14 protein-coding genes are annotated in these 23,247 nt (G+C 69.9%); 9 read left to right on the forward strand and 5 right to left on the reverse strand.

The window, feature by feature from the left end; translation table 11 throughout:
- Positions 1-9: 9 nt before the first annotated feature.
- Positions 10-150: a hypothetical protein gene (locus T333_RS08330; protein WP_354999946.1), complete on the reverse strand. Its 141-nt coding sequence runs from the start codon at positions 148-150 to the stop codon at positions 10-12.
- Between the two features lie 31 nt (positions 151-181).
- On the opposite strand from T333_RS08330, the gene T333_RS08335 reads away from it, so the two are divergent.
- The 3 genes from T333_RS08335 to T333_RS08345 are packed head-to-tail and all read left to right on the forward strand — an operon-like array spanning position 182 to position 2,745.
- Positions 182-721 (forward strand): PH domain-containing protein, encoded by a 540-nt coding sequence (locus T333_RS08335; RefSeq protein WP_357251062.1) that lies wholly within the window; start codon positions 182-184, stop codon positions 719-721.
- 37 nt (positions 722-758) lie between these two features.
- Positions 759-1,436 carry a response regulator transcription factor gene (locus T333_RS08340; RefSeq protein ID WP_354999944.1) on the forward strand — a complete coding sequence of 226 codons (678 nt, stop codon included), beginning with the start codon at positions 759-761 and terminating at the stop codon, positions 1,434-1,436.
- A 1-nt stretch (position 1,437) separates the two neighbouring features.
- Complete coding sequence (locus tag T333_RS08345; protein ID WP_354999943.1) at positions 1,438-2,745, forward strand: sensor histidine kinase; 1,308 nt, start codon at positions 1,438-1,440, stop codon at positions 2,743-2,745.
- A 16-nt stretch (positions 2,746-2,761) separates the two neighbouring features.
- Here the strand turns inward: T333_RS08345 and T333_RS08350 are convergent, their stop codons facing one another.
- Positions 2,762-3,304 carry a GtrA family protein gene (locus T333_RS08350; RefSeq protein WP_496424068.1) on the reverse strand — a complete coding sequence of 181 codons (543 nt, stop codon included), beginning with the start codon at positions 3,302-3,304 and terminating at the stop codon, positions 2,762-2,764.
- 39 nt (positions 3,305-3,343) lie between these two features.
- Here T333_RS08350 and T333_RS08355 point away from each other — a divergent pair, with 39 nt between their 5' ends.
- Positions 3,344-4,564, forward strand: coding sequence for a 5-(carboxyamino)imidazole ribonucleotide synthase (locus tag T333_RS08355; RefSeq protein WP_496424069.1), 1,221 nt, complete (start codon positions 3,344-3,346; stop codon positions 4,562-4,564).
- A complete protein-coding gene (purE, locus tag T333_RS08360; protein ID WP_141807175.1) occupies positions 4,557-5,057 on the forward strand; it encodes a 5-(carboxyamino)imidazole ribonucleotide mutase in 501 nt (166 codons plus the stop codon). Before T333_RS08355 ends, purE begins: the two co-directional genes overlap by 8 nt.
- Before the next feature lie 23 nt (positions 5,058-5,080).
- Here purE and T333_RS08365 read toward each other — a convergent pair whose 3' ends face one another.
- The 3 genes from T333_RS08365 to T333_RS08375 are packed head-to-tail and all read right to left on the reverse strand — an operon-like array spanning position 5,081 to position 6,105.
- Positions 5,081-5,449: a VapC50 family PIN domain-containing toxin gene (locus tag T333_RS08365; RefSeq protein WP_496424070.1), complete on the reverse strand. Its 369-nt coding sequence runs from the start codon at positions 5,447-5,449 to the stop codon at positions 5,081-5,083.
- 15 nt (positions 5,450-5,464) lie between these two features.
- Entirely contained in the window at positions 5,465-5,644 is a 180-nt protein-coding gene (locus tag T333_RS08370) for a hypothetical protein (RefSeq protein WP_496424071.1), read from the reverse strand.
- 2 nt (positions 5,645-5,646) lie between these two features.
- The gene (locus T333_RS08375; RefSeq protein ID WP_496424072.1) at positions 5,647-6,105 is read right to left on the reverse strand and encodes a helix-turn-helix domain-containing protein; all 459 of its coding nucleotides are present in this window, start codon (positions 6,103-6,105) and stop codon (positions 5,647-5,649) included.
- Between the two features lie 103 nt (positions 6,106-6,208).
- Between T333_RS08375 and T333_RS08380 the strand changes: the two genes are divergently transcribed.
- The 4 genes from T333_RS08380 (at position 6,209) to T333_RS08395 (ending at position 23,245) form a co-directional block, all read left to right on the forward strand.
- A complete protein-coding gene (locus T333_RS08380) occupies positions 6,209-6,898 on the forward strand; it encodes a TetR family transcriptional regulator (RefSeq protein WP_354999941.1) in 690 nt (229 codons plus the stop codon).
- A gap of 157 nt (positions 6,899-7,055) precedes the next feature.
- A complete protein-coding gene (locus T333_RS08385) occupies positions 7,056-8,216 on the forward strand; it encodes an acyl-CoA dehydrogenase (RefSeq protein ID WP_067787697.1) in 1,161 nt (386 codons plus the stop codon).
- A 491-nt stretch (positions 8,217-8,707) separates the two neighbouring features.
- Complete coding sequence (locus T333_RS08390; RefSeq protein ID WP_496424073.1) at positions 8,708-9,364, forward strand: DUF6875 domain-containing protein; 657 nt, start codon at positions 8,708-8,710, stop codon at positions 9,362-9,364.
- A 21-nt stretch (positions 9,365-9,385) separates the two neighbouring features.
- Positions 9,386-23,245, forward strand: a complete 13,860-nt coding sequence (locus T333_RS08395; RefSeq protein WP_496424074.1) for an amino acid adenylation domain-containing protein — start codon at positions 9,386-9,388, stop codon at positions 23,243-23,245.
- Positions 23,246-23,247 lie beyond the last annotated feature (2 nt).

The raw sequence follows: 23,247 nt of genomic DNA on the forward strand, positions 1-23,247 counted from the left end.
CAGTACACGTCATGCCGAGTGGTTGTCGTCTGAATCGGGGCCGAGCTTGTCGAGCGAGCGGAGCCGGGTCGTGCGCAATGCGATACAGCCAGTGAAGCGATCCCCCGCAAGCTGACGATTGTGCAGCACGCGGGAGCCGGTGTCAGGCATTCTGGCATCTTGCCGGGGTAGGGTTCCGAGCATGGGTTATCCGGAGGATGTGCTCGCCCCCGACGAGCAGTTGATACTCCATCGCCATCCGCATTGGAAGATGCTCTTCTGGCCCATCGTGACGCTGATCGGGGCCACGGCGCTGGCCGGTTTCGCCGGGGGACTCGCGTACCGCAACACCGTGGGCACCGCCACGACCGTCGTGCTCGGCCTGATCTTCGCCATTTGGTTCGCGATCGTCGTCTGGCGTTGTGTCGCACCGATTCTCAGCTGGCGGACGACCCACTTCATCATCACCGACCGGCGCGTGCTCGTGCGCCAGGGCGTGCTCACCCACACCGGCATCGATATCCCGATGAGCCGCATCTCGAGCGTTCAGTTCCGGCACGGGCTGTTCGACCGGATGCTCGGCACCGGCACCCTGATCATCGGCTCGTCCTCGGAGGAGCCGCTCGAATACGACGACATCCCCGGCGTGCAGGACGTGCACGCGCTGCTCTACCACCAGGTGTTCGAAGTGGACAGGTCGAGCCACCAGCACGGGTTCGGCCCGGCGGGCGGCCATCGGTGAGTCGGGCGTTCGCGCCCGCGATCCGTAATCTGTTTCCATGACCGCCGTACTCCTGGCCGAAGACGACGAGGCCATCGCCGCCCCGCTGTCGCGAGCGTTGGGGCGGGAGGGTTATCACGTCACCGTGGAGAGCTTCGGCCCCGCCGTGCTGCGCCGCGCTCTCGAAGGCCATCACGACCTGCTGATTCTCGATCTCGGCCTGCCCGGCATGGACGGACTGGAGGTGTGCAGGCAAGTGCGCGCCCGCGGCGCCGATCTCGCCGTGCTGATGCTCACCGCGCGCACCGACGAGGTCGATTTCGTGGTGGGGCTCGACGCGGGCGCCGACGACTACGTCGGAAAGCCGTTCCGGCTCGCGGAATTGCTGGCACGGGTGCGAGCGCTGTTGCGCCGCAGCGGAATCGGCGACGAGGCGGTCGAGGTCGGCGGCATCCGGCTGGAGCCTGCCGCGCGCCGGGTGCTCGTCAACGGCGCGGAGGTCGGTCTGGCGAACAAGGAGTACGAGCTGCTCAAGGTACTCATCGACCGTGCGGGCCAGGTGGTGCCGCGCGAGACGATCCTGCGCGAGGTCTGGGGCGACGCCGAACTACGCGGCTCCAAGACGCTGGACATGCACATGTCCTGGCTGCGCCGCAAGATCGGCGACGAGGGGCCGATGGCCGAGCGGCGCATCGTCACGGTGCGCGGCGTCGGCTTCCGGCTGAACACCGACTGACGTGCGGCGCCGGATCCTGCGGTCGATGCTGACCGTGCTGACACTGACCACGGTCGTGCTCGGCGTGCCGTTGACCTACACCGCCTGGCTGTGGGTCGAGGACATCACCCGCAACGACTTGCAGAGCAGGCTGGACCGGATCGCCACCGAGGTCATCGCCCAGGAACAGGCCGACGGCCTGGTGCGCGGCGGTCTCGACGTGCGCGTGGTGCGTCCGCTGGTGCCGGAGAACGGCAAGCTCACGATCGTCTACCCGAGTCCGCAGGACAACGCCTCCCGCCTCGACATCGGCGCGGACTCGGTGCCCGACCCGCTGGTGGAATCGCTGTCCATGGGCACATCGGGATCGCTGCGCCTCGAGGTGCCCGCCGCGCCCATGCACGCGCGGCAGCGGCAGGCGGTCGCGGTGGTGGCGCTGGCCGTGCTCGCCTCGCTCGGCGCGGCGGTGACGGTCGCGGTGGTGACGGCGCGCCGGGTCGCCGATCCGCTGCGCGACGTCGCGGCGCGCGCGGCGCGGCTGGCGATGGGCGACTTCCGCGCCGACCCGCGCCGCCACGGCATCTCCGAACTGGACCGCGTCTCCGACGTGCTCGACTCGGCCACCGTGGAGATCGCGGGCCGTTTGCAACGCGAGCACGCGCTGGTCGCCGATGTCTCCCACCAGCTGCGCAGCCGCCTGACCGCGGTGCGGCTGCGCCTGGACGAACTCTCCGCGCACGCCGATCCCGAGGTGGTGCACGAGGCCGAGGAGGCGATGGCGCAGGTCGACCGGCTCACCGACGCCATCGACGAACTGGTTCGCGCGTCCCGCGACGAGGACGCCGCCGACCGCGATCCGATCCCGGTGATGGACGAGCTGTGCGGCATCGTCGCCGAGTGGAAGCATCCGTTCGCCGAGGCGGGGCGCGAGCTGGTGCTGACCGGCGACGAGTCGCTGCGTGCGCCGATCACCGCGTCGCGCCTGCGAGAGGCGGTGACTGTGCTCATCGACAACGCGCTCATGCACGGCGGGGGCATCTGCACGGTGTCGGTGCGCACGGTCCGTCCTGGCAATGCTCGCGAGCCGCTGGTGTGCGTGGAGGTGGCCGACGAGGGCGAGGGCGTGCGCGACGAGCTGGCGCCGCACATCTTCGATCGCGGGTTCTCCGCGGGCGGGTCGACGGGCGTCGGCTTGGCGCTGGCGCGCGCGTTGATCGAGGCGGACGGTGGACGTCTGGAGTTGCAGCGGCGCAGGCCCGCGCTGTTCGCGGTGTTCCTCGGATCGTGGACGCCGTCGCGGGCGGCGGGCGCGGCGCCCGAGCCGCGCTGAGACTACGGTCAGCCGGTCAGGCCTGCCCGAGCTGTTCCTCTTCGATGAGCTCTTCGAGCTCGGCCTCCAGCTCGGTCATCTCGTCCGGGAAGACCCAGCGCCGCATCGCCCAGAACCGGAAGGCCATCTGCAGGAGGTTGCCGATGATGAAGGCGCTGACGAAGTCGGCGACGTTCTCGACCACGAAGCTGACGTTCGGCTGCCGCAGGTCGAACACGTAGCTGGAGATCCACAGCGGGATGTTGCTGAGGATCACGCCGACACCGCTGACCGCGAAGAACAGCAGCGCCTCGTGGTGGCGTTCCCGGCCGCCGCGGTTCTTGAACGACCACTCGCGGTTCAGGATGTAGGAGGCGATCACGGCGATGACGCCGGAGATGATCTTCGCGGTGACCGGCTTCTCGGTCAGCACGGTCAGCTTGAGGAAGTAGAAGATCCCGCTGTCGATCACGAAGGTCGTCGCGCCGACGATCGCGAACTTGATCAGCTCGTGGTGGCGGTAGGCGATCTCCCGCAGGGGCCGGGGGAGGACGCTGACCACGTCGTCGACGAAAGACACGAGAGCCGAGTGTACCGGTAGCGGTCATTGCGGCCGGACATGACAAGATTGCACGACGTGAGTACCCGTTCGTTCGATCAAGCCGCGATGCCCACCGTCACCATGATCGGTGGCGGTCAGCTCGCGCGAATGACCCATCAGGCCGCGATAGCGCTCGGCCAGCGGCTCCGGGTGCTCGCCGAGAACCCGGAAGACCCGGCCGCGCAGGTCAGTCCCGAGGTGGTGCTCGGCAGCCACACCGATCTCGCCGCGTTGCGCAAGGCCGCCGTCGGATCGCACGCGCTGACCTTCGACCACGAGCATGTGCCGACCGAGCACCTCGAGGCGCTGGTCGCCGAGGGCGTCAACGTGGCGCCGCCGCCGCAGGCCCTGATCTACGCCCAGGACAAGCTGGCCATGCGCACCAAGCTCGCCGAGCTCGGTGTCCCGGTGCCCGCGTTCACCCCGGTCGCCGCGCCCGCCGACGCGGTGCGCTTCGGCGACGAGCACGGCTGGCCGTTCGTGCTCAAGGCAGTGCGCGGCGGTTACGACGGCCGCGGTGTGTGGATGCCCGCCGACGCCGCCGAGGCCGAGCGGATCGTCACCGACCAGCTCGCGCACGGTGTGCGGCTGCTCGCCGAGGCGAAGGTCGATCTGAAGCGCGAGCTCTCGGCGATGGTGGCCCGTTCGCCGTTCGGGCAGGCCGCGACCTGGCCGGTGGTGGAGACCGTGCAGCGCAAGGGGCAGTGCGCGGTGGTGATCGCGCCCGCGCCGGACCTCGCCGACGAGCAGGCCGCCGAGGCCGAGACCCTGGCGCTGAACCTGGCCGCCGAACTCGGCGTGGTCGGCGCGATGGCCGTCGAGCTCTTCGAGACCCACGACGGCGCGCTGCTGGTGAACGAGCTGGCGATGCGCCCGCACAACTCCGGCCACTGGGGCATGGACGGTGCGCGCACCGGGCAGTTCGAGCAGCACCTGCGCGCCGTGCTGGACTACCCGCTCGGCGACACCAGCCCGCTGGCTCCGGTCACCGTGATGGCCAACATCCTCGGCGCCGAGCAGGCGCCCGAGATGTCGATGGACGAGCGGCTGCACCACCTGTTCGCCAGGATGCCCGACGCGAAGGTGCACCTGTACGGCAAGGGCGAACGCCCCGATCGCAAGATCGGGCACATCAACATCCTCGGTGACGACGTGGCCGAGGTGCGCGAGAAGGCAGAGCGGGCGGCGCACTGGATGTCGCACGCGGTGTGGACCGACGGATGGGATCCCCATGAGTAATCCTCGAGTTGGCCTGATCATGGGCAGCGACTCCGATTGGCCGACCATGGAGGCGGCCGCCGAGGCGCTCGCCGAGTTCGGCGTGCCGTTCGAGGTGGGCGTGGTCTCCGCGCATCGCACGCCGCAGCGCATGCTCGACTACGCGCGCGAGGCGGCCGATCGCGGCGTCCAGGTGATCATCGCGGGCGCGGGCGGCGCGGCCCACCTGCCCGGCATGGTCGCCTCCGCGACTCCGCTTCCGGTGATCGGCGTGCCGGTCCCGCTGAAGTACCTCGACGGCATGGACTCGCTGCTCTCGATCGTGCAGATGCCCGCGGGCGTCCCGGTCGCCACCGTCTCCATCGGCGGCGCACGCAACGCGGGCCTGCTCGCGGTCCGCATCCTCGCCGCCGCCGACCCGGCCCTGCGCACCCGCATGACCCAATTCCAGGCCGACCTGGAAAAACTCGTCCTCGAAAAGGACGAAGCCCTCCGCACCAAACTCCTCGGCTGACGTGTCACCCGTCCGGGCGTCGCTCAACAGCGGCGTCCGGACCGCAGGGCTGTCACGGATTCGACCAAGCCTGCGCTTTCCAGCGCGTCGAGTACTTCGTCGACGGATTCCGGCGGATTGCGACGAGAGTCGGCTATCTGTTGCACACATGCCCACACGATGCGGTCGTCGAGGGCGATCTGGTCGAGGACGAATTCGTCCGGGCTCTTGGCTTCGATGTCCCATGCCGCCAGCTGCTCCGGCGGGAAGTCGCACAGGTTCGATGTGACGATCACTTGCGCGCCCACCTTGATGGCGGCCGCGAGAACGTGCCGATCGTCGGGGTTCGGCAGTTTCAGGCCCTCGATCAGCGGTTCATAAGCGTCGACGAGGCAGTCCGGCACCGCGGCCACGATCAGCTCGCGCAGTCACTGCAGCCTGGAGGCCGGGATATCCGGTCGCTTGTCCGCGAGGTTTCGGAGCATCTCATCGAGAATCGCGTTCGTCCACTTCGCCTGGACGACACCGGATCTCGCGAGACGGATGAGCATGTCGCGGAGCGTATTGCCGTAGAGGACGTTGGCGTCGTACAGGACTACAAAGGCCATGGTCAGATGCCGAGTTCTTGTCCGAGGTCGGACAGTTCATCGGCTGCGGCCCGACTCTTGGCCTCACTACGCCGCTGGTAGTCCTTCAGGTCGTCGAAGCGGATCCTGCGGTGCGTGCCGATGAGCCGGAACGGGATTTCGCCCGCCTCCAGCAGTCGAACGACATAGGGGCGGGAGACGTTCAGCATGTCCGCCGCCTGCTGGGTCGTGAGCTCGGCGTGCGAGGGCACGATCGAGACGCCCCGGCCCTCGGCGGCTTGAGCGAGGATGAAGGCCACCATATTGACCACCTCGCGGGGCAGGATGAGCGCGTTGTCGCCGCCCGTCTCACCGTCGACCCTGATGGTCTCTTCCGACGGATGGCGCATGAGGTAGTCCTTGATGCGCCGCATGGCGCGCGCCGCGACCTCGGTGTCGATCTCTCCAGGTTCGATGCGCTTGGCGGCGTGAATTCCGGCCATGAGCACCTCCTTTCTAAACGAATTATACGAAACATGCGAAACAAACGAAACAACCTCGCGGGGTCATGGGGCAGTTCAAGCTTCGGTCGCTACGGTGGCTGCCGTGGCATCTGAGGAGAGTGGGCGGGCGCGGGCCGGGGAGGATCCGGCGCGGTTTCGGTTGACCGTGGTGGATCAGGCGTTGCGGTTGTTCGCGGACAAGGGGTACGAGGCGACGACGGTCGACGAGATCGCGGAGGCGGCGGGGATTTCCCGGCGGACGTTCTTCCGGCAGTTCCGGTCGAAAGAGGACGTGATCTTCGCCGATCACGAGTCGCAGCTGGCGCAGGCGGCGGCCTATCTGGCGAACGCGCAGGACGAGGATCCGTGGGACGCCGTGTGCGCGGCTGTCGTGCAGGTCTTCGAGCGGTTCACGCAGTGGCGGGAGATCGCCGCGCGGCGCTACCGGGTGGTGCGCAGGGTGCCCGCGCTGCGCGAGCGCGAGATCGTCACCGTGTTCCGTTACGAGCGCCTGTTCACGGACTATCTGCGCGAGCGCCTGCCAGACGCCCCCGATCTCGCCAGGGTGCAGTTCACCGCGGCGGTCACCGCGACGCACAACTATCTGCTGCGCCGGATGGTGCGCGGCGAGTCGGACGCGGGCGCCGCGGATCTGCGGGTCGAACTGGCGGCCATTCCGCGCGGTCGCGGCCGTGCCCACGACGCGGCGGAGATGGTGGTCGCGGTGTTCCCGAGGGACATGCCATCGCGCCAGGTCGCCGATCTGCTGACCCGCAAGCTCGGTAGTCTGTGACCTGAACCACCTACCGGTGCGTTGACACTCAGTGCCAGAAGATCACCCCACTTGGCGTGGAATTCTGTGCGTATACTGGCGCATGAAGTGGCACTGAGTGCCGAGATGAACGCCGGCCGCCGACGCGGCTCGAGCCCACCACCCAGGAGCGTGTCCCATGGCGGGAAACCCCGATTTCGACCTGTTCAAGCTCGAGGACTTCCACGACGAACTGCGGGCGGCCATCCGCGGTCTGGCGGAGAAGGAAATCGCGCCGTACGCCAAGGACGTCGACGGTAACTCCCGCTTCCCCGAGGAGGCGCTCACCGCGCTGAACGCCGCCGGCTTCAACGCCGTGCACGTGCCCGAGGCCTACGGCGGCCAGGGCGCCGACTCGGTCGCCACCTGCATCGTGATCGAAGAGGTCGCCCGCGTCTGTGGCTCCTCCTCGCTGATCCCCGCGGTCAACAAGCTCGGCACCATGGGCCTGATCCTGAACGGCTCCGAGGAGCTGAAGCAGAAGGTGCTCGCCGACATCGTCAACGGCGAGATGGCCTCCTACGCGCTGTCCGAGCGCGAGGCGGGCTCCGACGCCGCCTCCATGCGCACCCGCGCCAAGCAGGACGGCGACGACTGGATCATCAACGGCTCCAAGTGTTGGATCACCAACGGTGGCAAGTCCTCCTGGTACACCGTGATGGCCGTGACCGACGCCGACAAGGGCGCCAACGGCATCTCCGCGTTCATGGTGCACAAGGACGACGAGGGCTTCGTCGTCGGCCCGCTCGAGCACAAGCTCGGCATCAAGGGCTCGCCCACCGCCGAGCTGTACTTCGAGAACTGCCGCGTTCCCGGCGACCGCATCATCGGCGCGCCCGGCACCGGTTTCAAGACCGCGCTGCAGACCCTCGACCACACCCGCCCGACCATCGGCGCGCAGGCCGTCGGCCTGGCCCAGGGCGCGCTGGACGCGGCGATCGCCTACACCAAGGACCGCAAGCAGTTCGGCACCGCCATCGCCGACTTCCAGAACACCCAGTTCATGCTGGCCGACATGGCGATGAAGATCGAGGCCGCCCGCCTCATGGTCTACACCTCGGCCGCCCGCGCCGAGCGCGGTGAGAAGAACCTCGGCTTCATCTCCGCCGCCGCCAAGTGCTTCGCCTCGGACGTGGCCATGGAGGTCACCACCAACGCCGTCCAGCTCTTCGGTGGCGCCGGCTACACCACCGACTTCCCGGTCGAGCGGATGATGCGTGACGCCAAGATCACCCAGATCTACGAGGGCACCAACCAGATCCAGCGTGTGGTGATGTCCAGGGCGTTGCTGCGCGGCTGACGCCCGCACCTGCGTATCAGGGAACGGCCGGGTTGTTACCCGGCCGTTCCCTTTTTTGTGTCACCAATCGTTCGCCGATATTCGTTCGCGACCGACCGGTTGCTCCATCGTGTCCGCGAAGTAGCTCGTTTCGAGACCTGCCGGCCCATAACCATTGGTAGCTGGATATTTCGGAAGCCGGTCGGGGCTTTTGGAGGCTGACGTCGATCCTCGCTGATAGGAGGCGCCTGAACAGGCGCTTCGTGGGTTACTTCGGCAGGAGCTGACGCGTGTTTCGTCATAGCGCACATATTCTGAACAACCACTTCCCAAGAAACTCGGGTGATCGGCTACGCGCCTGTCCGGGAGGTTCGCGAGACCGCGCTCGACCTCGTTACGTCGCGAGGTGAGTGATGGTCGAGATCGTCATCGGACAACAGTCGGGAATGAATTGGTTCCCCTTGTCCGACTCAGATGTTTCGTGTCCGCACACGAAGTCCACCGTCGACTCCGTGCGGACCTGGGCCGAGGACTATTTGACCGGCCACGTGCCGGAACTCGGTCGTGACGGGCCGGTCTGCCCGTACATCCGGCCGTCGCTGCGCCGCGAGCTGATGTGGGTCGGCCGGGTGCCCGGCGTCCGTCCGTGGCCGGCGTACGTACGACTGGTCATCGAGGACGCGCTCGAGCTGTTCGGGCGGCTGGGGCCGGCGGAGGGCAGCGGCGCGGTGCTGCGCGCCCTCGTCACCGCGATGCCGGACCTGCAGGACTTCTCGCTGATCGACGACTTGCACGACGAGCTCAAGTCGAGATTCGTCGAGCGCGGCTTCATGCTCGGGCAGTTCTATCCCGGATGCAAGGAGCCGGGGTTGTGGAACAAGGACTACCACCCGCTCGATTCGCCGATCCCGATGCTCGTCGTGCGCAGCATGATGACCACCGACTTCCCGTTCCTGCTCGGGCGACCCGAGTGGATGGCCGCCTATGTCAAGAAGTTCGCGCCCACGCTGCCCGCACACGTGCGGCAGGTGATGGTCAGCCGGTTGACCGCGAGCTCCGATACCGACGTGCCCGCCTACGAGCTCCAACCGGAGCCGGAGACGGACCGGGCGTCGTCGACCAGAAAGAACGCCATGCCGATTTCCGCGACGACGCGTAGAGCCGGCTGACTCGAATCAAGGGGATCGACTATGACGCACGGACTTTCGGCCGCGCGGGGCATCGACGTGAGCGAGAACGATGGTTTCCCGCTTTCGCCCGCGCAACTCGGCATGTGGTACGCACAGCAGCTGGATCCTTCGGTGCCGCTCAACGAAGCGCAGTACATCGAGATGCGCGGGCCGCTGGACATCGACACGCTGATCGAGGTCTCGCATCAGGTCGCCTACGAGTACGAGACCGCGCTGCTGCGGTTCGGGGTGCGCGATGGGCAGCCGTATCAGGTCGTCGATCCGAGCCTGCACACGAACCTGAGCTACCTGGACCTCAGCGACGCCGCCGACCCGGACGCCGAAGCCATGCGCTGGATGCGGGCGGACGTGACCGCCCCGGTGGACCTGATCGATGAGCGGCCCGGGATATCGGTGCTGATCCGGGTCGCCCCCGATCGAGTGCTGTGGTATTCGCGGGCACACCACATCGTGGTGGACGGTTTCGCGTCCGCGACGGGGCTGTACCGCGTCGCCGAGCTGTACAACGCCGCGTTGGCGGGCGAGGAGCCGCCCGCGTGCAAGGCGTCCGGGCTGCGCGAGATCTACGACGACGAGGTGCGCTACCGGCAGTCGAGCCGATTCACCGCCGACGCGCAGTACTGGTCGCAGCGCATGGCGGACATGCCCGAACGGTGCAGTCTGGTGCCGGGCGCCGCGCCCGCGCACGCTCTCGGACGTCAGCACCGGCAGCGGCTCTCCGACGAGACGAAGGCACGACTCGACGCCGCCGCGTCGCGCTACGGCGTCGGCACGCCCGGTATCGCGATGGCGGCGCTCGCGGTCTTCTACGCGCAGTCCACCGGTGCGCACGATGTGGTGCTGAGCCTGCCGGTCTCCGGACGCACCACCGCGATGTTGCGCCGCTCCGGCGGCATGCTGGCCAATATCGTTCCGCTGCGCGTCACGGTGGGTGAGCGCAGCACCATGGCCGAGATCGTGGACGCGATCCGGATCGAGGTCTCCGGTGCGTTACGGCACCAACGGTTTCGACACGAAGAGATCCGGCGGGGCGCGGACGGCGACGCGGCGGTCGCGGGCGGTCGCGGGATCGTCGGCCCGGTGGTCAACATCATGCTGTTCCCCGCCGAGATCCACTTCACGGGCATCGAGACCGATCTGCACGTGATCACGTCGGGCCCGATCGAGGACCTGTTCGTCAACATCTACCAGCACGGCGCGCGGGCGCCGATCTACCTCGACTTCACCGCCAATCCCGATCTCTACGACGAGGATTCCCTGGCCCGTCACCACCTGCGGTTCCTGAAGCTGTTCGAGGCGCTGCTGGACGCCGACCCCGACACCCCGGTCCGCGAGGTCGAGTACTTCCTCGACGACGAGGTGGTCCTGCGCGAAGGAATGCACGGTCCGACGCCACCCGCCCCCGGACTGCTGCCGGATGTGCTCGACGAGGGACTGCGCGCGGCGGGCGAGGATGCCGTCGCCGTGGTGGACGGCGACCGCACCGTGACCTACGGCGAACTCGACAGCGCCGCAGGCGCAGTGGCCCGGCGACTGACTCGGCTCGGCGCGGGGCCGGACGAGTCGGTGCTCGTCGCACTGCCGCGCTCGATGGAGTCGGTGCTCGCGTTCTGGGGCGTGGTGCGTTCCGGCGCGGCCTACGTGCCGCTCGGTATCGGCAACCCCGCCGAGCGGGTCGCCACGATGGCGACGGAATGCGGTGCGCGACTGGGTATCACCACCCGCGGGCAGGCTTCGCGGTTGCCCGATACGGTCCGGTGGATCGAGATCGACACGGACACGGCGATTCTCGACGCGCTCCACGGCCACGCGGCGGAAGCCACTGCGGTGGAGAGCGATTCGACGGAAGCCGACTCGCGGGGCGAGCTGCGCCTCGAGCACGCCGCCTACGTCGTCTTCACCTCCGGGTCGACCGGCGTGCCGAAGGGCGTGGTCGTCTCGCACTCCGGGATCGCGGGGCTGGCCGCCGCCGTGCGAGAAGCCTATCGGCCCGAGGTGGGTTCGCGCGTGCTGCAGTGCCTGAACCCGAGTTTCGACGCGTCCCTGCTGGAACTGCTGGTCGCGTTCGGTAGCGGCGCGACGCTGGTTATCGGCCGGGGTGAGGCCATGGCGGGCGCCGAGATCACCTCCGCGATCGCGGAATCCGGGATCACCCACCTCTGCTCCACGCCCGCCGTGCTCACCACACTGCCGGACGACGCCCTGAACGGCGTGCGTGCGCTGTCCACCGGTGGGGAGATCTGCCCGCCGGAAGTGGTGGCACGCTTCGGTTCCGGCCGCAGGCTGGTGAACTCCTACGGCCCGTCCGAGACCACCGTCGCGGCCACCTTCACCGATGCCATGGACCTCGAGCGCCCCTCCGGCATCGGCCGGCCGGTGCCGGGTGCGCGACTGCTGGTCCTCGATCGGCGGCTGGCGCCGGTGCCGATCGGCACACCTGGCGAGCTCTACATCGCCGGGTCCGGAGTGGCCCGCGGTTACGCGGGACGCCCCGGTCTGACGGCCGAACGTCTGGTCGCCGACCCGTTCGGACCGGCGGGCAGCCGGATGTATCGCACCGGTGACTTGGTCTACTGGCGTTCGGTCGAACCGTCCGGTGAAACGGCCGCGGCCGACGGTGTCGTGCTGGAGTACCTGGGGCGCAGCGATTTCCAGGTGAAGTTGCGCGGCATGCGAGTGGAACCCGGCGAGGTCGACGCGGTGCTCCATTCGCACCCGGAGGTGGAGATCTCCGTCACGGTCGTTCGTACCGGTGCGTCCGGACGCGCCATGCTCGCGTCCTATGTGGTTCCGGTGCACCACGATTCGCGGTCCGTCGAACTGGACGTGCCGAGCCTGCGCGAATTCTGCATGCGCCGGCTGCCCGGCCACATGGTGCCCGGCGCCATCACCGTGCTGGACGCGCTGCCGATCACCGGCAACGGCAAGGTCGACCGGCGCGCGCTGCCGGAGCCGATGGCCTACGAGGCGTCGCGGGCTGCCGCGTCGGAGGTCGAGGGCGTCCTGTGCCAGTTGTTCGCCGAAGTGCTCGGCGTGCCGTCGATCGGCGCGGACGTGTCGTTCTTCGCGCTCGGCGGCGACTCGATCCTCTCCATCCAACTGGTCGCCCGCGGCAGGGCGGCCGATCTGGTGTTCTCGGCGCGCGACGTGTTCGAGCACCCGACGCCCGCGGCCCTGGCGGCGGTGGTCACCGCGCCCGGCGAGCGGCAGTCGCTCGCCGAATTGCCCGGCGGCGGCGTGGGTTTCCTGCCACGGACGCCGATCGTGGACTGGCTGCTCGAGCAGCGGGGATGGCAGCGGTTCAGCCAGTCCATGGTGCTCGCCCTGCCCGCAGGTCTGAGCGAGTCCGAACTGGTGCGCACCCTCGGCGCGGTGCTGGACCGGCACGACATGTTGCGCGCCAGGGTGGTTCGCGGCGGCTTGGAGGTCGCGGCGCCGCGGACGCTCGCGGCCGAGACGCTGCTCGAGCGCGTGCGTATGCCCGAAATCGAGGGCATCGACACCGCATCCGTCGTCGCGGCGGCCACCGCGCGACTCGCGCCGGAGGCCGGGATCATGGTCGCGGCGACCTGGCTGGACGCCGGTGCGGAGGCGGCGGGCAGGCTCGTCCTCGTCATCCACCATCTGGCCGTCGACGCGGTGTCCTGGCGCATTCTGATCGCCGATCTGATCTCCGCCTGGGCGCAGGCGCACGCCGACGAGACGCCCGAATTGCCATCCGTCGGCACCTCCATGCGCACGTGGGCGCACGCCCTCACCGAGGCGGCGACGACCGAGCCGTGGACCGCCGAGGCCGACCACTGGGCCGCCGTGCTCGCCACCCCCGATCCGCCGCTCGGCCGCCGCGCGCTCGATCCGGCAATGGACACCGGCGACACCATCGAGCGCCTCGAACTGAGCCTGCCCGCGGCGACCACCGCGACGCTGCTCGACCGGCTGCCCGCGTCCTACCGCTGCGGTATGGAGGAGGCGCTGCTGACCGCGCTGGCCTCGGCGCTCGCGGAACACCGTGCCGAACCTGGCCCCGCGCTGGTCATGCTGGAGCGGCACGGCCGCGAGGAGGCCGCCGTACCCGGCGCCGATCTCTCCCGCACAGTCGGCTGGTTCACCAGCCAGTTCCCCGTCCGGTTGACGATTGGCGACGCCGGTCCGCTGGACGCGCTCGTCACCGTCAAGGAACAGCTGCGCGCCGTCCCGCACGGCGGCATCGGCTTCGGCCTGCTGCGGCATTCGAACCCGGAGACCGCCGCCGTCCTCGGCGCCGCGCCGGACCCGCAGCTCGGATTCAACTACCTCGGCCAGGTGACCGAGGGCGACACCGACGCGTCGGAGGCTGCGGTGCCGTGGTTGCCGGTCTCGCTCGCGGCGAGCCTGGGCGGTGGCGCCGAGCTGCCTGCCTCGGCGGTCCTCGCTGTCGACGCGGTGGTCGTCGAACGCCCGGAAGGTTCGGTGCTGCACGCGGTGTGGCGGTACGCCTCGAAGGTCGTCGACGGCGCGGAAATGGAAGCCCTTGCCGGGAAGTGGATTTCCGCACTGGAGGAACTGGCCCGACGACTGGCCGAGCCCGACGCGGGCAAACTGACGCCCTCCGATCTGCCCCTGGTCTCGGTCGGTCAGCGACAGCTGGACGCCTGGGCCACCAGGTATCCCGCCATGACGGACGTGTGGCCGTTGGCCCCGCTCCAGCATGGTCTGCTCTTCCACGCGCAACTGGCCGCGGGCCGCACCGACGAGTACTCGGTGCAGGCGGTGTTCGAATTCGACGGAGCGGTGGACATCGAGCGGCTGGCGGCCGCCGCCACCGCGACCGTGCGCGTCCACGAGGCGCTGCGCACCGCGTTCGTGGCGGGCGCCGACGAGCCGGTGCAGATCCTGCTCGCCGACGTCGATGTCCCTTGGCGCACAGTGGATGTCGACGCGGACGACTTCGACGCGTTCGCGGCCCGCGAGCTGGCCGCGCCGTTCGACCCCGCGCACCCGCCGCTGGTCAGGTTCGTCTGCGTGCGGTGTGGCGAGGACGACATCCGGCTGCTCGTCACCAACCACCACCTTGTGCTCGACGGCTGGTCCATGCCGCTGCTGCTCGCCGAACTGCTCGCGCGCTACCAAAGCGGTGGGGACGGAACGGCTTTCCCGCAGCCGGTCTCGTACCGCGACTACCTGGAATGGCTGACCCGCCGGGACCGCGCCGCGGCGACGGCGGCGTGGACGGACGCGCTCTCCGGACTGCCCGGCCCCACGCTGGTCACCGCGGGCCGCACCCGGCGGCGAACCGGTGCCGGGAAACTGGATCTCGACCTGCCGCTCACACCCGAGACCGCCCTCGCCCTGCACAGCATGGCGGCCGACCAAGGCGTCACCCTCAACACGGTGGTGCAGTGCGCTTGGGGCATGCTGCTCGCCGAGCTGACCGGCGAGACCGATATCGTCTTCGGCGCGACGGTTTCCGGCCGACCGGCCGACCTGCCCGGCGCGGAACGCATCGTCGGCATGCTGGTCAACACCCTCCCGGTGCGCGTCACGCTCGATCCCGCCGAGCCGGTCGGTGACCTGTTGCGCCGGATCCAGCGCGAGCAGGGCACTCTGCTCGACCACCACACCGCGGGACTCACCGAGATCCAGTCCGCCACCGGGCTCGGCGTGCTCTTCGACACCGCCATCGTCTACGAGTCCTATCCGGTGGACGCGGCGGCCCTGCGCAACGCAGCCGAGCACGCGGCGCTCCGGGTGCGGGATTTCCGCGGCCGCGACGGCACCCACTACCCGCTGTCGCTTGCCGCGCACGCACGCGACACGCTGCGGCTGATCCTCAGCTGCGCCACCGGATTCTTCGACGCCGACGAGGCACACGCGATCGGCGACCGCCTGGTGCGGATGCTCGACCGCATGGCCGCCGACCCGGCGGGGAGAGCCGCCGGTGTGTGCGGCGGGGAGCGCGCCGACGTGCTGCGCTCCCGACCGCAGCCGATGCGGCTGCTGCCCGATCTGCTGCGCTGCGGCGTGCGTCCGGGCCGGGTCGCGGTCGAGGACGACGCACACGCCGTCGACTACACGGAACTCGATGCCCGCTCGAATCGCTTGGCCCGCAGACTGATCGCGTCCGGCGCTGGCCCGGAGACCAGGGTGCTGCTCGCGCTGCCGCGGTCCGTCGACTGGTTCGTCGCGGTGTGGGCGATCGCGAAGTCCGGCGCCGCGTTCGTCCCCGTCGATGTCGACCATCCCGAGGACCGCCTCGCGACCCTCGCCGCCGACAGCGCCGCGCCGCTCGGTATCACCACCGCGCGACACCGAGATCGACTGCCCGGCACGGTGTCCTGGTCTCTGCTCGACGACCCGGTGCTGCGCGCCGAGCTGCCGGACCATTCCGACGCGGCGATCACCGATGACGACCGGCTGCGCCCGCTGCGCGTGGAACACCCCGCCTATCTGATCTACACCTCGGGTTCCACCGGGACACCCAAGGGCGTCGTGGTGACCCACGCCGGACTCGGCGGGCTCGCGGTGGGTGCCGCGGCGCGCATGCGGGCCAGGCCGGGCGATCGCGTCCTGCTCAGCATGAACCCGAATTTCGACGCCGCGACGCTGGTGTGGCTGTCCACCTTCTACACCGGCGCCACGCTGGTCACCGCGCCCGCGGCGGCGATCGCGGGCGACGAGCTGACCTCCGTGATCGTGGCGAACGAGGTGACTCACGTCGTCGCGCCGCCCGCCGTGCTCGCCACGCTCTCGGCCGCGTCGTGGAACGGCGTGCGCACGGTGGTCACCGGCGGTGAGGTCTGTCCGCCCGAGCTCACCGCCCGGGTCGGCGCGGGTCGGTCGATGATGAACTCCTACGGACCGGCCGAGGCGACCGTCGCCGCGACCTTCAGCGCGCCGCTGGTCCCCGGCGAGGCCGCCGAGCTCGGCGCGCCCATGCCGGGATTCGGTCTGGTCGTGTTCGACCGCTGGTTGCGGCCCGCGCCGGTCGGGACGATCGGTGAGCTGTACCTGATGGGCCCCGGTCTGGCGCGCGGCTACCACGGCCGCGCGGGGCTGACGGCCGCTCGGTTCGTGCCCGACCCGTTCGGCGCTCCGGGCGACCGGATGTACCGCACCGGCGATCTGGTGCGGCGCGTCTCGCACAGCGGCCTGGAATACGTGGGCCGCAACGATTCCCAGGTCAAGCTGCATGGCATCCGGGTGGAACCCGGTGAGGTCGACGCGGTGCTGCGCGACGTGCCGGGGGTCGGACTCGCGGTCACCGTGCCGCGGCGCGGGCCCACCGGTGACCTGGCGCTCGCGGCCTATGTGGCTCCGACGGCGGGCGCCGAACTCGACGGCGCGCGCCTGCGCGACCACTTGGTGCGCCGCCTGCCCCGCCACCTGGTGCCCGCGGCGGTGACCGTGCTCGACGTCCTGCCGGTGACCGGCAACGGCAAGGTCGACGTGCGCGCTTTGCCCGAACCCGAATGCGTCGCAGTGGAATACGTGGCTCCGATCGGCGTCGAGCGCGTCGTCGCCGAGGTTTTCGGCGCGGTGCTCGATCGGCCGGGCATCGGCGCGTACGACGACTTCTTCGCCCTCGGCGGCGATTCGCTGTCCGCGACCAGGGTGACCGCCCGGCTCGGCGCCGCACTCGACATCGAGGTGCCGGTCCGGTTGTTGTTCGAAGCGCCGACGGTGCGCGCGCTGGCCGCCCGGTTGCCCGCGGCGGGCGCCGGGGCACGGCCCAGCATCGGACCGCGATCCGGTGCGCGGCCCGAGCACATTCCGCTCGCGCCCGCGCAGCAGCGGATGTGGTTCGTCAACCAGTACGACCCGGAATCCGGTGCGTACAACATCCCCGCGGTGCTCCGCCTGCGCGGTGACCTGGATGTGAGCGCTCTGCGTGCGGCGCTCTCCGATGTGCTGGCCAGGCACGAGGCGCTGCGTACCGTGTACCCGGCGCGCGACGGCGTCGGCTACCAGGTCGTGCTGCCGCCGGACGCGGTGGAACTCGACCCGGAGCCGATCCAGATCGCGGCGGACGAGCTGCCTGCTGCGGTACTGGATTGCGTGACAGCCGGTTTCGACGTGGCCTCGGCGGTGCCGTTGCGGCTGCGCCTGTTCCGCGTCGCCGATGGCGAGCACGTCCTCGTCGTCGTGGTGCACCACATCAGCGCGGACGGGTTCTCCATGGGGCCGCTCGCGAGGGACGTGCTCGCGGCCTACGCGGCGCGTGCCAACGGCGATATCCCGGGCTGGACCGAATTGCCGGTGCAGTACGCGGATTACACGCTCTGGCAACGGGATCGGCTGGGTTCGGCCGACGACCCGGAATCCCTGCTCGCCGCTCAGCTCGACTACTGGACCACCACACTGAAGGGCCTGCCGGACCGGCTCGAGCTGCCCGCCGATCGGCCTCGTCCGGCCGTTCCGTCGCTGCGCGCGGGCACCGTGCTGCGCACCGTCGACGCCGAATTGGCCACCGCGTTGGACGAACTCGGCCGAACCAACCACAGTTCGCTGTTCATGGTGCTGCACGCCGCGCTCGCGGCCCTGTTCGCCAGGCTCAGCGGCACATCGGACATCGCGATCGGCACGCCGGTCGCGGGTCGCGGCGCGGCCGAACTGGACGATGTGGTCGGCATGTTCGTCAACACCGTCGTGCTGCGCACCGAGATCGACTCGGCCGACACGTTCGCCGAACTGCTCGCCGAGACGCGGCGCACCGATCTGGACGCCTTCGCGCACGCCGACATCCCGTTCGAGAGCCTCGTCGACGTGCTCGATCCGGCCCGCTCGGCGGCGCGGCACCCGCTGGTCCAGGTCATGTTGGTGTTCCAGAATCTCGCACCGGTCGAGCTCACGCTCTCCCATCTGCACGTAGCGCCGGTGGAGCTGGAACAGCAGAGCCTGCGTTTCGACCTGAGCGTCACGGTGGCGCCGGACGACACGTCGGGCCTGACGATCCGCTTCGGCTACGCCACCGATCTGTTCGACCACGACACCGTCGAGCGGTTCGCGGACCGCTGGCTGCGGTTGTTGCGCGCGGTCGCTACGGCTCCGGAAGCGCCCGTTGGCGATGTCGACCTGCTCGACGCGGAAGAGGCTGCGGCCCTTGTCGTTCCGGCCCTGCCTCCGGTGGCGGAACCGGCCGTGTTGCCGAAGCTGCTCGCGGCGGCGGTGGCGGACAATCCGGACGGTGTCGCGGTGATCGACGGCGTCACCCGGCTCACCTACCGCGAGCTCGACGAGCACGCCAACCGGTTGGCGCGGGTGCTCATCAGCGCGGGCGCTGGCCCCGAAGAGCTGGTCGCGATCGCCATCCGGCGCTCGCTGCCCGCGGTGCTCGCGGTGTGGGCGGTGGCCAAGACCGGCGCCGCGTTCGTGCCGATCGACCCGGCCTATCCGGCCGAGCGGATCACGCAGATCCTGGACGATTCCGGGGCGCGGCTCGGCGTGACGGTCCGCGCCGTCGCGCCGTCGCTGCCCGGCGCGGACTCCGGCGAGTCGCCGGTGCGCTGGCTCGCGCTGGACGATCCGGCCACCACCGATCTGGTCGACTCGGCCACCGGAGTGCCGATCGACGACACCGAACGCACGACGCCGGTGCGGTGGGAGAATCCGGCCTACGTCATCTTCACCTCGGGTTCCACCGGACGACCGAAGGGCGTCGTCGTCACACACGAGGGGCTGGCGAATCTCACCGTCGCCCAGCGCGATCGGATGCGCATCACGGCGGACTCGCGTGTGCTCGCGGTTGCGTCCCCGAGCTTCGACGCCGCGGTGCTGGAGCTGCTGATGGCCGTCGGCGCGGGGGCGACGCTGGTGATCGCCGGTCCCACCGCTTTCGGCGGGCCGGAGCTCGGGGAACTGCTCGCCCGCGAACGTGTTTCGCACATCGCGCTCTCGCCGTCGGCGCTGGGCTCGGTGGATGCCGCGGTGCTCGGTCCGGAACCCGCGCTGCGCGGCATCATCACCGGCGGCGAGCCGTGCCCGCCGGACCTGGTCGAACAGTGGGCCGCGCCGGATCGCTTGCAGTTCAACGACTACGGTCCCACCGAGTGCACGATCTGGGCGACGGGCAGCGATGCCCTGCGGCCCGGTGACGAGATCACCATCGGCGGCCCGGTCCCCGGTCTCGCGGTCCGCGTGCTCGACGAGCGGCTGCACCCGGTGCCGGACGGTGTCGTCGGCGAACTGTATCTGTCCGGCCATGCCCTCGCGCGCGGCTACCACGGCCGATCGCCCCTGACCGCCGCGCGCTTCGTCGCCGATCCGTACGGCGCGCCCGGCGAACGCATGTACCGCACCGGCGATCTGGTGCGCAGGCGCGACGGCGCGCTGGGCTACGTCGGCCGCGGTGACCTCCAGGTGAAACTGCGCGGACTGCGCATCGAACTCGGCGAGATCGAGTCGGCCCTGGTGCGCGATCCCGCCGTCCACCAAGCGGCGGTGACGGTCTACACCGATCCGTCCGTCGGCGAGCTGCTGGTCGGCTACGTGGTGCCGCACGGAGTGGGTGCCCACGAGGCGGCGGCAGACGAGGCCGAGGCGCCCGCGGCGGAAACCCACGCCGTCGCGTCCCGCGAGGTCGCGACGATCGACCTCGAGGCGCTGAAAGCCTCTCTCGCCCAGCGGCTTCCGTCGTACATGGTGCCGTCGGCGCTCGTCGTTCTCGACGCTCTGCCGCGCACCGCGAACGGCAAGCTCGATCGGCGGGCACTCCCGGCTCCCGATATCCGTGCGGGCCGCTTCCGCGAGCCGACGACGCCCGCCGAGCGCATCGTCGCCGAGACCTTCGGCGAGCTGCTCGGCGTGCCGCGAGTCGGTCTCGACGACGACTTCTTCGCGCTCGGCGGCAATTCGCTCATCGCGACCCGCATCGCCGCCCGCCTCGGCGCGGCACTGGACCGTCGCGTTCCGGTGCGGATGGTGTTCGACGCCCCGACCGTCGAACGACTGGCCGAAGCGGTGCGCACCTCGGCGGCGCCGCCCGGTCCGCGTCCGGGACCGCGCCACCGGCCGACCTACGTCCCGCTTTCGGCGGCGCAGCGGCGGATGTGGTTCCTCAACCGCTACGATCCTTCCTCGCCCGCGCAGAACGTGCCCCTCGCGTTGGAGGTGCGGGGCGAACTGGATGTCGCGGTCGTGCAGGCGGCACTGATGGACGTCATCGCCCGCCACGAGGCGCTGCGCACCGTATATCCGGTGAACGCCGAGGGCGAGCCGTACCAGGACGTGCGTGGTGTGGCGGAAGCCTTTGTGCCGGTTCGCGTCTCGGATGCCGATGCCGAATCCGTTCCGCGTTTGGTCGCCATGGCCTGCGCGCAGGGTTTCGATCTCACCACCGAGCTCTCGCTGCGCGTGCAGCTGCTCCGGATCGAACCGCGGCGCACCGTAATGGTGGTGGTGATGCACCACATCGCCTCCGACGGTTCGTCGCTGGCGCCCTTGGCCCGCGATGTGCTGGTGGCCTACTCGGCTCGCCGCGCCGGTGCCGCCCCGCAATGGCAGCCGCTGCCACTGCAATACGCCGATTACGCGCTGTGGCAGCACGAGTTGCTCGGCGCCGACGACGATCCCGACAGTCTGGCGCGCCGGCAGCTGGAGTACTGGCGGGACGCACTGGACGGACTGCCCGCCGTGACGTCGCTGCCGAGCGACCATCCGCGGCCGACCATGTCCACCCATCGCGCGGGATTGGTCGATTTCCACATCGATGTCGCCACGCAGCAACGCATTCGGCAGATCGCACGGTGGCACGGCGTGAGTAACTTCATGGTGGCGCACGCGGCCCTCGCCGCGCTGCTCGGCCGCATCTCCAGGCAGCAGGATGTCGCGATCGGCACGGTCGTCGCCGGACGCGGTGACGGCGAACTCGACGAGCTGGTCGGCATGTTCGTCAACACCCTGGTGTTGCGCAGCAGGGTGCGTTCCGAGGACACCTTCGAAAAGCTGCTGGCCGCAACCAAAGACGGTGATCTGGACGCGTTCGGCAATGCCGATCTGCCGTTCGAGCGGTTGGTCGAGGTGGTTGCGCCCGCTCGCTCCACTTCCCACCATCCGCTGTTCCAGGTGCTGCTGACCTTCCAGAACTTCGAGTTCAATCCAGGCGGGGTGCCCGAACTCGGTGTCCGCGCGATCGAGGTGCCCGCGGTCGGAGCGAAATTCGATCTGGAGTGGATGCTCGACGAGCAGTTCGACGGAGAGGGAGCGCCCGCTGGCATCGACGGCAGCCTCACTTTCGCCCTCGACCTGTTCGAACCGTCCACCGCGCGAACGCTCACGGAAAGGTACGTCGAGTTGCTCGACGCCGTCACCGCGAACCTGGAGCTGGTCCTCGGCGACATCGATGTCACCGCGCCGCCCGGCACGGTCGTCTACGACCCACCGCCGAGCGTGGTCCAGCAGCGCACCGACTTGCCCTACCGTCCGCCGGTCACCCGGACCGAGCACGTGGTGGTGAGCGCCTTCGAGAAGGTGCTCGGCGCGGAACGAGTCGGGTTGGACGACAACTTCTTCGAACTCGGCGGCACCTCCATGGTCGCGGTCCGCCTGGTCGACGAACTGCGCGAACAACTCGACCACGCCGTCCCGGTGCAGTGGATGTTCGGCGATCCCACGCCGGGAGCGCTGGCCGAGCGCATCGTGGCGCAGCCGGAGGCGGGGGCGGACGGGACCGATCCCGCGCTGCGACCGCTGCTGCCGTTGCGTCCGTCCGGCAGCGGGCCCGCGCTGTTCTGCGTGCATCCGGCGATCGGATTGGCCTGGGGCTACGCGGGATTGGTGCGTCATCTGGATCCCGGCCACCCGGTGTACGGGCTGCAATCACCGGGCGTCGCCGCCACGCAGCCGGACATGTCGCTGACCGAACGCGCGGCGCGCTACGCCGACGAGATGCAGGCCGCCCAGCCGGACGGTCCGTACCGGGTGCTCGGCTATTCGGCGGGCGGACCGCTGGCCCACGCGGTCGCCGTGGAACTCCAGCGCCGAGAGGCGACGGTATCGGCGCTCGTCATCATCGACGGTCGCGCCGACGTCGAACCCGAGAGCGCCACGGAGATGCCGCCGCCGGAGATCCTGCTCGCCGAGTTCGGCGGCATCGACCCGGCCCTGCTCACCGGCGACCAGCCGCTGGCCGAGCGCGCCGCCGAACTCCTGCGCGGCGGGCGCGTGTTGGGCGAGGTTGCCGTTGATGCTTTGGGCGAATCCGCTGATGGCGCCTTGGACATGGTTGCCGGTGGTACCTCGGGCGGCGTTGCCGATGATCCCTCGGGCGCGGTGGTCGATGGTGGCTCGGGCGAGTCGGCCGGTGGTGCCTTGGCCGCGGCGGCTGGTGGCGTCTCGAGGGAGTCGACTGGTGGCGCTTCGAGTGAGATGGCTGGTGGTGCCTCGAGCGCCGGGGCCGGTGGTGCCTCGGTCGAGTCGTCCACTGGCGTTCCGAGCGACTCGGCTGGTGGCGCCTGGGGGCCGGGTACTGGTAGTGCCTCGGTCGAGTCGACTGGTGACGTCTCGGGCGAGTCGACTGGTGACGCCTTGCGCGGCGTTGCCGGTGGTGCCTCGGGCGCACTAGACGGTGGCGCCTTGGACGCGATGGCCGGTGGCGCCTTCGGTGCGCTCGACGCCGCGGCCTTGGAACGCCTCTACCTCGACTACCGGCAGTTGGTTCAGCAGGCGGCCGAATACCGGCCCGGCGTGTTCGACGGTGATCTGCTCTTCTTCAGCAGCACCAGCCGCAGGCCCGGCTACTCGCCGAACGTGGACACCTGGCGGCCCTACGTCAGCGGCGCGATCGCCGACCACCAGACCGGCCACGAACACAACCACCTGACCGGGCCAGAGGCCCTCGCGGTGATCGGCCCGATCCTGGCCGAGTACTTGCGGGAGCGCGGCTGACT

This window comes from Nocardia sp. CNS-044, assembly GCF_059570515.1.